Origin of the sequence: Lacrimispora sanguinis (assembly GCF_044987295.1) — a bacterium.
Lineage (GTDB): Bacteria > Bacillota > Clostridia > Lachnospirales > Lachnospiraceae > Lacrimispora > Lacrimispora celerecrescens_B.
Genome location: NZ_CP173277.1, coordinates 1,488,605 through 1,500,825, shown reverse-complemented (window position 1 = coordinate 1,500,825; position 12,221 = coordinate 1,488,605). Strand labels below are relative to the sequence as shown.

The following is a 12,221-nucleotide window of genomic DNA, read 5'->3' as shown; positions in this document are numbered from 1 at the left end:
TTAATTTTAGGCATAAGAAAACCCACCGCAGTGGGTGGGCTTCTATACTGTATCGGTATCGCTTTCTACTGAATATTCAATCTCGTTGTAATACTTACAAATATTATGTTCTTGTTGGCAATGAGGACATATTATTGCCCAATTTTCAATCATTTGTTTTATTACATCTGTTGTAATAGCAATATCTTTAGAGCAATTCTGGCATTTCATTTGAGCCGTGACATTACTTTCTTCAAGTGTTTTAATGAGTTCCTGTGCTAAGCCTCTAACCTCTGTCTGCTCATCTGTTTCAGGTATAACCTTCATGTATTTGTTTATTCGAATAATACGGTTTAATAATAGTTCAAATGTATCTGCATTACAAACATTAAGGAAAAGAGCTTCACAAATTTCTAAAGCATACGCCATAATTTGAGGCACTACAAGATAGTAATAGTTCCAGTAATCATCCCAAATTTTTGCATCTGCAAAGACAAAATTCAAATTTCCATTTTCGGTTGCATAATTAGGCGATGAGGTCACTAAGTGCATGGATTGATTCCAAATTCTTTGTAAGCCAATATCCTCTTTGCTATTGAATCTAAACCTATAAACTATGTTATTTGAATTTACTGATTGCCCCATATAGGACTTACTACTTGCCTCTTTAATGATTTTTCTAATTCTTGTCCTATCAAAGACTTTGTAGTTTGCCACATCACAGGACTGGACATCGCCATATAAAAAACTTTTATAAAATTCCTCCTTGTCAGCTAATAGCCATTCAAGATATAGCAAGTTATCCCTCAATGGCTTTCTTAATAATGAATATGCAACTGTAACTTTTCCCCGACTGGCACAACTTATGGATTCGTAAATATAAAAACAAAAGTCTTTAAGTAAGCTGAAGAACACATGACTTTCAAACATTTTCAAGGAAATGTCATGTTTATTATTTTTATCCATCCATTCAAGCATATCCTCAGCTTTTTCAAATGATTGTGCCTGCTGTTCTGTTTCAAATGTCAAATGGAAAGATGAAAGCTCTTTTCTATCAGCTTGTCGTATCATATCAGCAATTACATCATAAACGTACAACAAGTAATCCTGTTTTCCCCAAAACTTTTTTGGTAGCATATCATATTCCAAAGCTCATCACCCCTTTCTCTTGTTATTATATCGCATAATTTCTTTTTTTTATAGAGAAAACTTATGAGCATTGTAACTCCTACTCCCTAACAGTTTCGGTGAGTTTGGTGGTCATAATGCGATACAGCTCAGTGTCTTTCGGGAACTTATCCACGAATGGCAAAATCACATTGCCATAAAAGAGCAGCCCTTCGCCCTCGCCGGAGTGAGTCACATAAGAAAGCTGGTGGGGCGAGATATTAAGCTGCTTTGCAAGGATTTGTCTGTCACCCGATGCTTGGTTGAGCATATAGATGAAGTCAGAGTTTTCAAAGATATTCTCTACCTCACGGGAGGATAGGAGGTCTTTGATGTTTTGCGTAATTCCCGTCGGGATGCCGCCCCATTTTCTAAAGCGTTTCCAAATTTCCACCGAATAGGCGGCAGTCTGTTCTTCTTTTAAAAGCAAATGGAACTCATCCATATAGTAGCGTGTAGAGCGTTTTTCGGCACGGTTTACCGTTACTCTGTTCCAGACTTGATCTTGCACCACAAGCATACCTAGCTTTTTAAGCTGCTTGCCCAATTCCTTGATGTCAAAGCAGACAAGGCGGTTGGTAATATCCACATTGGTACGATGGTTGAATACATTGAGAGAGCCTTTGACATAGATTTCAAGGGCGGATCTGATGTGCTGTGCCTCTTTTTCCTCCTGCTTACCAAGTACATCATAAAGATCACCCAAGATAGGCTGCCTCCGGATCACATATGATGATGTCATCGGTTGTAATGAGAAAAATATTGGTGATTTCCCGTTTTGCCGAAAAAGATTTACCACTGCCCGGTGTTCCTAAAATTAGACCGTTGGGATTTTTGAGCCTTTTACGGTCTACCATGATGAGATTGTTAGAAAGGGCGTTCAGTCCATAATAGAGAGCCTCACCGCCTGATTGAAACAATTCCTGCGTGGTAAAAGGGATAAAAATTGCCGTTGCGGAGGTGGTCAGACTTCGCTGAATTTCATTCTGATTTAGTCCCAATGGCAGAGAGGACATAAAACCCTGTTCTTGCTGAAAGTCCAATCTCACCAAGGTGCAGTTGTGCTTTTGGGCAATGCCTGATGCTTGAAACACAGTATTTTCAAGCTGCTGTTTGGTATCGGCTGTATTGAGCAGCACGAAAGTCAAAAGGAACATTCTCTCGTTGTGGCTTTGCAAATCTGAAAGCAGTTTTTTTGCCTCGCCGCCATAGGTGGCAAGGTCGGAGGGGATAATGTCCATATCATAGCCGGAGCGTACCGCTTTCTTTTGTTCTTCAATCTTCATCTTGTCGAGATCGGTTATTTTTCTTTTGATGGTCTTGATAGCTTTTGTCTGATCTACCGACTGAATGTGCATAGTGATGAGCAGATTACTTTCCATATCAAGGAAATCTGCTAAAATGCGGTCATTCAGTTCGGGGGCAAGTATCTGCAAAAAGGATACTGCACCAAATTTTCCACCTGTCATAAATATTCTGCCATCACGAAACTCAAAGGAGGACGGAGCGATATAATCCTTGGTAGACAGCCCTGGTGGAGCGAGCCATTTCCAATCAAAGCGGAACGGTTCGTTGCCATCCATTATAAGAATGTTATGGCAGAGCTTCAGCCGTTCCTTTTCGTTCAGGTTTTCTACTGAAACGCCTAACCGCTTAAAGCTGTTCCACAGGTCATTTTCAATTCGCTCTAACCGTGGCTTTGCGATTTTCACGCTGTCAGCATCAATGCCAAAAGTAAGATACTTTGTTTTAGTCAAGCCGTTGTTGCCCTTTGAAAGCTGATTGTGCAGCATTCCGCTGTACTCGGTACGGATACTGTCAAAATCGTCCTGCTGAGGCTTAATGGCAATGCTGCTTTCATAGTCCTGTGCGTTGGCAGTCATGTTCAGAAACGATAGCTGAAACTTGATGGAGCTGTCAAAATAATTGAGGAAATCACACCAGCTCTCAAAAATAGCTGTCTTATCCTCGTTCTGTGCAAGCTGATAGTTAATATCTTGAAACTGCATGGTCTTAGTATAGAGCTTATCCGTTACCCGGCATATCCCGTCTGGATACATCATCAGATATGGGATAGTATCCTGTGCAGATTTTTCTTTTTTGTTCTCACGTCTTGTCCTTTTAATGGCGGCGTTTATTTCCTGCCTGTCCGCTTTGCTCAGATTGGGTATCGGCTGCTTTTTTGTTTTGGACAATGTTCCTAACCTCCTTGTCTAATTGGCTCTGCCGCATAAGCACGGCATAAAAGTTATTGGTTTTATAGGGTCTTTGCTTGGGATTTAAAAAACGTAGAAGTTTTGAGTATGTATAGAGTTGAATGATGAAAAATCATTGTTATGCAGTAATATCGAAGTGTATATTAACAAAAAAGTGCAAGACTTTGTGTAAGAATTTGCATCCAAGGCTATTTTTATAAAGATACCCTCTTAAAAGGGGATACTAGGTTCAACGGCCATCTTTTTTATCTCCTCTAGGCACGTTGAGTCGGTGATTCTGATGGAGTATTGTGGTGAAAAGAACAATTAAGGTTTGAACACAAGCTGTTGTGTATGAGAGTGAATTTTGGGCTAAAAATGGCTGATTTTTGAGCAATTTTTAGCCCTATTTTTTGCCGTTTTCATAGATGCACAGGGCAAAAAAACGGAATTTAAGACCGGTTTCTAAATTTTTGCAAGAGGAGGGAAGAAGAAAAGAGTAGCACTCTGAACTGCCAGTCAGATGATGAATAATTTCAAAAAATTTCTAATAAGAAAAATAAACGCCAGTGTTATAGGACAAAGCGATGGAAATGCAACAGAAGGAAAGATTGACCTCTTTTTCAAATATTTGACAGAGTTGTAAGTAGGCACTGGTGAAAATATAGAGATGGGATTATAATGGGTATAGGCTAAAAAGATATAATAGTAAAGTGGATACCAGTGGAATAGACCATGAAAGGAGATATATGACTGGTATAGGTACAAAAGTAAAGAGGGGGAGAATACGAATGGAATTGCAACGTATTGTAGAATCATTTATCAATAAAGCCTCAGAGGGCAGCTATTGGGATTTTAAGCAAAGCTGGCATAGCAACAATGCAGATTTACTTAAAGATATTATTTGTATGGCTAACAACACAACCGTTGATATGCAAGACGGATATATTATATTTGGTATTGAGGATAGTACATTCAACATTACTGGTGTCTCAGAAGATAGTAACCGTAAAAACCAAGAAAACATTATCGGATTTCTTAGTTCCCAAGCTTGGTCAGGAGAAGAAATCCCCAACGTGGATGTAAAAACTGTAGAAATTGGTGGAAAAGAAGTTGACGTGCTTATAATTTATAAAAGTGATGTTACTCCGTATTATTTGTTGAAGGATTATTCAAAAACCATTGATTCTGGAAGGAATAAGACAATTATTCGTGCAGGGGTGCTTTATAGTAGAGTGGGGGATCGAAACACAAGTTCGGCGGAGTGCGCTACGAAGCAGGCAGCAGAGTTTTTGTGGAAGAAGCGATTTGGATTGGTCGGGTCAGACGATTTTAAGGTTGTTAAGCGTCTGCAAAATTCAAATAATTGGTATTCGACCGACGAATACGACACACTTTACAATAGCGAATATGGTGATATTAGAATTGAGCGAGATTATAATTATAGTCTTGAAGTTAAAATAGGCGAAGGAAGAGCTGAGACGGGCACTTGGGTAATGGATTTCCCATATTTGTTTACTCATATATTTAACTGGAACATAGGTGAAGGAGAAATAGGTAGGAGAGCAAAATGGGATATCTTTTTGGATGGTAGAAAGCTAGATATTTCGCTTTATGGAGTCCAAGCCACAAGACAAACTTATTACCACATTGAGCCAGGTACATACTGGGATAGCGAATTAGGAGTACGTCTTATTAACATAAGCAATTCAATCAAGTACTATGCTTATATACGAAATAGTATTGAATTTCTTGCTTACAATCTTTTTTTTACAAAGCAATGTTACCAAGCGGATCAAATAGCGTACAATAAAGCTTTTACGGTTATACCAGTATTTGAAAGTGAACAGGAACATATTGAATTTATGGGCTATATTAAGACACAAATTAATGACTTTAAAGCCGCTGTTGAGGCACAGAGTATTGACGAGATGTTTCCTACTTATTCGAAAGATGTTGATACTGTTATCATTTACAAACTTGGAAAAACATTGGTTCAGTGGCTTGATCAGTGGAGACAACAGCAATGGAGTATATAGCAATCGCAATTTTCGTCGATTGGTTTTTATTATTTAAGGATTAAATGAGTAGAAGAATGCCTCCAAGTCAAAAAGATTTGGGGGTTTTCTTCTGCCTGTTTTAATGAAAGATATCTATTACTTTAATGACACAGAGGAAACGGTTGCTGCAACTTATGTTTTAGTATCACCAAGAAAGGGTATTTATTTTCTGGATTTTGTGAAGTCTTATGGAGATACCTGTTCTATTTCAACAGTGATTGATGAAAACAAAGGTATTGCGACTACTTTATTTGGTAAACTTCCGAATCGTGAGGAGGTTATGATTTCACAGTTCGAACGGGCAGACAAAGGGATGGGAATGACTTCCGTAAAAGCAGTTTTTAAGCATGCTGCAGTCAATGTAGAATTTAATGAGAGTACCCAAGTACATGAGTAGACAAAAGAACTCGTTGGGAAACGAATCCAGTTTAGATATAGCACCAATGATATATATGAGCATATTTATTTGAATGAAAACTATTATGTATGGCATTGCATCAAAGGGATTGAAAAAGGACTGTGTGATACCGATCGATGCCATTATTATAAGATTACAGACAATTTGTATTGGTTTACATGGCTAGAAAAAGTTGTTCCTACCATTGGAACGGTAATGGAAGATTTAAATGAAACAGTTATGCGTTCCTATGGAAAAATCCGCGGATATGAAACATATGAGATGACCAAAGTTACAAACTTCCCAGTAGGGAGTTACGCAAAGGAAATGAATGTGACGGAGTATGAAGAATAATTTATTTACTATCGGAGAATTATCAAAACTTTATAATATCCCTATAAAGACATTGCGCTATTACGATGAAATCGGGCTTCTTAATCCGGCAAAGGTAGATGCAGACAGCAATTATCGCTATTATACGGTGGAACAGTTCATTCTTGTTGATTTGATCAAAAATTCTAAGATTATGGGAATGTCACTTGCAGAAATAAAAGAATTAGTGAGTGGAGAGTTGACAGTTGATTATGGAGATGACGCAGATTCAGAATTCCATGAAACAATATCTGAGAATTATAAGCCAAGCAAAGGATTATGAAATGGGAAAAATATTTATCCAATATGAACAGGAACGATATTGTATGGTTTACCCGTACCAATCTTTGGATGTAACTGAAACGGAGTTTCATCTGATCAAAGCATTTTTAGAGGCTGGTAACATTAAATTATATAGAGATGGGATCATGGTAGAAATCAAGGACTGATAATGAAAGGTATATCTTCAACTACGAGGATGTACCTATTTATCTATGTCCTTTTACACTATTCTCCGAAGAAAAACCTGTAAATATAGGCTATATCAACATTTTTAATAGGTTGTCTTCGGAACACAGGTAAAAAGAAAAATATATGATTGTTAAAAAGGATCTGACCTGATATGCTTAAACTAATTATGGATTGTAGATATCTTTTAGAGGCCCAAACGTAAAACCGCCATACCAGGGAGGGAAAAATGCACTCATTAGTTCATAAGCTAAATATAAGTCTTTTCAAGAAAATAATAACTATCTTTTTAATAGTTATAACTCCAATTCTTATACTTGGAATTTATATCCGCAATTGGGGAGCCAACACGGTACGTGAAGAGTTGTCAAAATCGTCAACCGCTCAGATTGAATTTTATGTAAGCCAGCTGGAAAAAGAAATTGAAAGGCTTAAAATATTGCAATACACTTGTTTAAATGATGAGCATCTGAACCGTCTCGCAGTCCAGTATAGCATTATGAGTGATTATGAAATTGTCAGCAATATGAGACAGCTTCAGGCACGTCTTATTACTATTGAGTATAGCAGTAGCTATGTAAAAAATGTCAGCGCACATATATTTTCAATTAATAAAACAATTTCGTCTTCCAGGGGAGTAGATGATTTAGACGAAAGGGCATATGAACGCACAAAGGCCGCAGCCGGGCTGACGGGGGCTCAAATCGTCAGATATGAAGATGATTTATATCTTACAACCGTCTATCCTTCTGACAAAACAGGACGAATCAGTAACTATGTGATAGAGATAGAGCTGAATCAAGATGTTTTTAAAGAAGATTTAGAGCAGTTTAACATTTATCCTAATAGCGGATCGTTTTTAATAGATCTAACAAACTCCAATGAAATCGCCATGGCAAGTACAGGGAAACCCGTACAATCTCATGCGATTTTGGGCGATTTTAATGTTGTCGATAAAAGTGGCAATAATCTTAGTAATATAGAGGGATATCGCTGCTATTCCGTGTACACAAAGTCTAAGTATCTAAATATGCTGCTGCTCAGGTATTTGCCTGAAAATCTGGTATTTACACCGATGAAAAATTTTACTAACTGGATATGGATATTCATCATGGTATCAATAACAGTAATTATAATTTTCACATTATCTATGAACAGCTTCATTAATAAACCTATTAAAAAATTGGTAGAGGTTTTCCGGCAGGTAGAAAAAGGGAACCTTCAGATAAGTTTGGACACAAATGATGTTGGATCTAAAGAATTTGCTTATTTGTATACCAGATTCAACAAAATGGTTGATAGCTTAAATATGTTAATTGATCAGGCCTATAAGCAGAAAATATTGACTCAGCGAGCTGAACTAAAGCAGCTTCAGGCACAAATCAAACCGCATTTTCTATATAACAGTTTTTTTATTATCAATACGATGGCTCGGATGGGGGACGAAAACCTGTTAGAGTTTACCAATCATCTGGGGGAATACTACCGCTATCTTACCAGGAACGCAGCAGATATAATCCCTTTTTGTGAAGAAGTTGAGCATGCACGCACTTATACCAGCATTCTGTCCATGCGTTTTACAAAGAATCTTGATATTAAATTCAGCTCCTGTCCAGAGGAATATGAACAATATCCCGTTCCCCGGCTCATTTTACAGCCCTTGATCGAGAATGCATTTGAACATGCGGTGGAAAAGCGCATGAAAGACCGGATCATATCTATCTCTTTTGAAAATCATATTGACAGACTTCATATTATTGTTGAGGATAATGGCACCACATTGACAGATGAAAAACTTTCAGAGCTGCAAAAAATGTTGATATCACAACCTGATGACGCAGAAGTAACGGCATTGCTTAATATTAACAGACGATTACAATTGCAGTACGATGAAGTCAGCGGTGTGTTCCTTGAGCGAAGTCTGTTGGGAGGACTTATGGTTAAATTGGTTTTAGGGCTTAGGAGGGATTAAAATGTATCGACTTTTAATTGCAGATGATGAGGAGATTATTGTTAATGGGTTATATGACATCTTTTCCAGTCTTGAAAATCTGGAACTGGATGTATATAAAGCATATTCTGGCGAAGAAGCGATACAGTGGCTGGGACGTACAAGAATTGATATTGCTTTGACAGATATTAATATGCCAGAAATAGATGGACTTCAGCTGCTGGATGAAATCAAAAAACGATGGCCGTGGTGCCGCGTGATTTTCCTTACAGGGCATAGTGAATTTAACTATGCATATAAGGCAATTCAATATAGCAATGTAAATTACATATTGAAGACTGAGGGATATGGCAAGATCATAAAAACAGTGGAACGTGTGATCCAGGAGTTAAAAGATGAAAACCAGACAAATGAATTGATACAAAGTGCTAAGGACCAAATAAATCTTGCTCAGGATTTATTTTGCCAGAAGTATTTTTATGCATTACTTAATAATGATAATTCCTTAAAAATTAATGGGAAGGAATTTGAGAGGCTCTTTATCCATCTAAATGCAGATGAGCCTGTGATGCTGATTTTAGGCGAAATATTGATTTTACCTAAAACCATAGACTTCTGGGAGAAAAACCAGATTTTGTATTCCATAAAGCAGCTGATAGTCAGATACTTTGCCATGCATATCAACAGCCTGGTAGTTCCGCTTAAGGATGAAAAAATAGCTGTTTTTGCTCAGCCCTCAAAAATACAATCATATCCGGATCAGCCCCATGGCAGTATGAGTGTATTCTTAAAAGGGACTTTGGAAATGGTTCAGTCAGCCTGCCGGGAAAGGCTGAATGCTCCTGTAAGTTTTGCTTTAGCTGAAAAACCATGTAAATGGGAGGAAGTTGCAGAGAAATATGTAGCTCTCGTTGATTTGCTCAATTACCAGGTTGGTCATGACATGGAAACAATCATTGATGAAAGGGAGTTTCGGAAGCAGAGACAGACAATTACTCCGTCTTTTGGGGCCGAGTCCAATACTGCGACCACCTTATTGCAGGGATTGTTGTTCCGCAAAGACTTAAGTAATCTGTATCATTCCATAGAAACTGGAGAAGAACAGGATTACTATGATTCTCTGCGAAGATGGCTCGAACCGCTTGGTGAAATACAGGACAAAAATAATGTGATCGCATTAGAGGCATATCAGACAATCATAACATTCTTCCTTTCCTGTGTAAATCGTTTCCAGCTGGCGGCTCGGTTTTCAGATTCCCATAATTTAAACTGGCTGTATAGCAGCGAAAATTATGCTACATGGAAGGAGGCAGTTGAGCATCTTTTTGAATTATCTCATTTGATTTTTAGCGTACAAAAAGAGGAGCAGAGCAAAAGGACAAATGATACAATAAATTTTGTGCAGCAGCATATTGAAAATCATTTGTCTGAAGATTTATCGCTGACCAGTTTGTCTGAAAAGACTTATTTAAATCCATCCTATCTTTCGCGGTTTTATCATCAGACGACCGGACATAAGCTTTCAACTTTTATAGAAAATTCACGAATAAAAAAAGCAAAAGAATTACTTGAAAATCCTCATGAAAGGATATATGAAATCGCAAAGAAGGTTGGATACGACACAGCAGCCTCTTTTACACGCTTTTTTAAAAAAGCAGAGGGAATCTCGCCTCAGGAATACCGGGATTCATGTATCACAACGAAAAGGCTTAAAAACTAAAGATATGTTATGGATGTAAAAATATGTAAAGATATTTGTTTATTATAGTAAAAAGGTGTTAAGTAAATCAAAAGATGGTCATGGAAAGCTGCTAAATAAGTGTCTATAATAGAGGGAGGAGTTGGTTATAAAGTATAAAACTAGGAGGGCTATATGAGAAAACGTATTATTAGCACAGGTATATCTGCTGTAATGATTGGGGGGTTATTGCTTACTGCCTGCGGAGGCAACCGTTCGGAGGTTTCATCATCTTCTGCAAGCGGATCAAAGGAAACAGGCTCTGCTGTTGAAGCAAACGGCTCCGTTTCGGCAGAAGAAGGGGATCCGTTTGGAAAATATGATCCATCTATTAAAATGACGTTTGCCCGTACGGTAGATAATGATCTGAATGACAACATACTGCCGAAAACTCCAGGGGAAACAATTGAAAACAACAGATGGTTGGATTTGTATTCAAAGGACTTGGGTATTGACATCAGCTATGCCTGGACTGTAAGAGGTGGTCTCAATGATGACGCTTATACACAGAAGTTAAATGTTACTATTGCATCCGGTGACTTACCAGATGTACTGATCGTAAACCGGACACAGTTGAAACAATTGGCAGAATCAGATATGATCGTAGATATGACAGAGTATTATGACAAGTATGCCAGCGAACTGACAAGGGAAGTTTATAATTCAGAAGGTCCTGGAATCCTGGAGTCTGCTACGTTTAATGGACGTTTAATGGCTGTGCCTTATGCAGATGCATCAGTGGAAAGTACACAATATCTATGGCTTCGTCAGGATTGGCTGAATAAGCTTAATCTGGAACCGCCCAAGACAATGCAGGATTTATTGAAAATTGCAAAAGCGTTCACTACCCTTGACCCTGATGGAAATGGCAAAGATGATACCTATGCAATGGCTATTACAAAAAGTTTATACAGCGGTGCCATGGGTGTAGAAGGTTTTTTTGCAGGATATCATTCTTATCCCAATATGTGGGTGAAAACGGAGGAAGGAACTTTAGCCTGGGGAAGTGTGCTTCCTGAAACAAAGGATGCATTGCAGGCTTTGGCAGATATGTATGCGGCCGGAGAAATTGATCCGGAATTTGGAATCAAAGACGGCGCCAAGGTTGCAGAGATGATAGCAGCAGGAAAAATAGGTATTGATTTTGGTGAGCAGTGGAATCCAATGTATCCGCTTATCAGCAACTATCAAAATGACCCGGAAGCAGATTGGGTTGGCTATCCGATCGTATCAAATGACGATACATTACCTAAAGTTCCACAGAAGTTCCGTACTCAATGGTATTATGCTGTTCGCAAAGACTATGCGGACCCTGAGGCCGTAGTAAAATTGATTAACCTGCACCTTGAGAAAAACTGGGGTGAGAACAATGAATTTGATCATTATTATATGCCGGCTGAAAATGGTGCTGTAGGTGTATGGAAGTTTTCACCGGTCGCACCGGCTCCAACCAATAAGAACCTTGAAGCATTTAATGAGCTTCAAAAAGCACGCAAGCTGGGAGATATGAGTATCCTGAAAGGTGAACCAGCTGTAATTCAGAAAAATCTGGAAGCTTATTATGGTGGTGATACCACTCAGTGGGGCTGGGATAAAATATATGGGTCTACAGGAGTCTTTAATGCGCTGAATGGATATATTGAAAATGGACAGGTGATGAGAGAAGAGTTTGTAGGTGCACCTACGCCGACAATGGTAGATAAACAATCCTCTTTGCGTACTATGGAACTGGAGATGTTTGCCCGGATTATCATGGGTGATGTTTCCATAGATGAGTTTGATAAGTTCGTTGAAAACTGGAATGCTCTTGGTGGGGCTCAGATGACAAAGGAAGTTAACGAATGGTATCAGTCCGTTAAAAAATAATAAATAAGTTAAGGGAGGAGAGGTTTAA

Annotated in this window: 9 protein-coding genes and 2 pseudogenes; 8 read left to right on the top strand and 3 right to left on the bottom strand. The window is 38.3% G+C overall.

Annotation, left to right across the window (positions count from 1 at the left end; translation table 11 throughout):
• Positions 1-42: 42 nt before the first annotated feature.
• The 3 genes and pseudogenes from ACHZES_RS07010 to ACHZES_RS07000 form a co-directional block, all read right to left on the bottom strand.
• A complete protein-coding gene (locus ACHZES_RS07010; protein WP_395548428.1) occupies positions 43-1,128 on the bottom strand; it encodes a hypothetical protein in 1,086 nt (361 codons plus the stop codon).
• 79 nt (positions 1,129-1,207) lie between these two features.
• Positions 1,208-3,341: pseudogene (locus tag ACHZES_RS07005) on the bottom strand (VirB4-like conjugal transfer ATPase, CD1110 family).
• Positions 3,268-3,438: pseudogene (locus ACHZES_RS07000) on the bottom strand (PrgI family protein); the annotation flags it as partial. The pseudogenes ACHZES_RS07000 and ACHZES_RS07005, both read right to left, overlap by 74 nt.
• Before the next feature lie 694 nt (positions 3,439-4,132).
• Between ACHZES_RS07000 and ACHZES_RS06995 the strand changes: the two are divergent.
• The 8 genes from ACHZES_RS06995 to ACHZES_RS06960 all read left to right on the top strand — a co-directional run bounded on the left by ACHZES_RS06995 (position 4,133) and on the right by ACHZES_RS06960 (position 12,193).
• A complete protein-coding gene (locus tag ACHZES_RS06995) occupies positions 4,133-5,380 on the top strand; it encodes an ATP-binding protein (protein WP_395548429.1) in 1,248 nt (415 codons plus the stop codon).
• A gap of 103 nt (positions 5,381-5,483) precedes the next feature.
• A complete protein-coding gene (locus ACHZES_RS06990; RefSeq protein WP_395548430.1) occupies positions 5,484-5,798 on the top strand; it encodes a MoaF N-terminal domain-containing protein in 315 nt (104 codons plus the stop codon).
• A gap of 24 nt (positions 5,799-5,822) precedes the next feature.
• Positions 5,823-6,152, top strand: a complete 330-nt coding sequence (locus ACHZES_RS06985; protein ID WP_404820387.1) for a MoaF C-terminal domain-containing protein — start codon at positions 5,823-5,825, stop codon at positions 6,150-6,152.
• A complete protein-coding gene (locus ACHZES_RS06980; RefSeq protein WP_395548431.1) occupies positions 6,142-6,453 on the top strand; it encodes a MerR family transcriptional regulator in 312 nt (103 codons plus the stop codon). Before ACHZES_RS06985 ends, ACHZES_RS06980 begins: the two co-directional genes overlap by 11 nt.
• A gap of 1 nt (position 6,454) precedes the next feature.
• Positions 6,455-6,619, top strand: a complete 165-nt coding sequence (locus tag ACHZES_RS06975; RefSeq protein WP_395548432.1) for a hypothetical protein — start codon at positions 6,455-6,457, stop codon at positions 6,617-6,619.
• Between the two features lie 383 nt (positions 6,620-7,002).
• On the top strand, positions 7,003-8,610 hold the full coding sequence (locus tag ACHZES_RS06970; RefSeq protein WP_404820346.1) for a sensor histidine kinase: 1,608 nt from the start codon (positions 7,003-7,005) through the stop codon (positions 8,608-8,610).
• Position 8,611: 1 nt separating this feature from the next.
• Positions 8,612-10,309, top strand: a complete 1,698-nt coding sequence (locus ACHZES_RS06965; protein ID WP_395548435.1) for a response regulator — start codon at positions 8,612-8,614, stop codon at positions 10,307-10,309.
• 153 nt (positions 10,310-10,462) lie between these two features.
• On the top strand, positions 10,463-12,193 hold the full coding sequence (locus ACHZES_RS06960) for an extracellular solute-binding protein (RefSeq protein ID WP_154521484.1): 1,731 nt from the start codon (positions 10,463-10,465) through the stop codon (positions 12,191-12,193).
• Positions 12,194-12,221: the final 28 nt, after the last annotated feature.

Coding starts and splice junctions, on each gene's coding strand:
- ACHZES_RS06995 (WP_395548429.1), top strand. CDS start 4,133: ATGGAATTGCAACGTATTGTAGAATCATTTATCAATAAAGCCTCAGAG.
- ACHZES_RS06990 (WP_395548430.1), top strand. CDS start 5,484: ATGAAAGATATCTATTACTTTAATGACACAGAGGAAACGGTTGCTGCA.
- ACHZES_RS06980 (WP_395548431.1), top strand. CDS start 6,142: ATGAAGAATAATTTATTTACTATCGGAGAATTATCAAAACTTTATAAT.
- ACHZES_RS06975 (WP_395548432.1), top strand. CDS start 6,455: ATGGGAAAAATATTTATCCAATATGAACAGGAACGATATTGTATGGTT.
- ACHZES_RS06965 (WP_395548435.1), top strand. CDS start 8,612: ATGTATCGACTTTTAATTGCAGATGATGAGGAGATTATTGTTAATGGG.
- ACHZES_RS06960 (WP_154521484.1), top strand. CDS start 10,463: ATGAGAAAACGTATTATTAGCACAGGTATATCTGCTGTAATGATTGGG.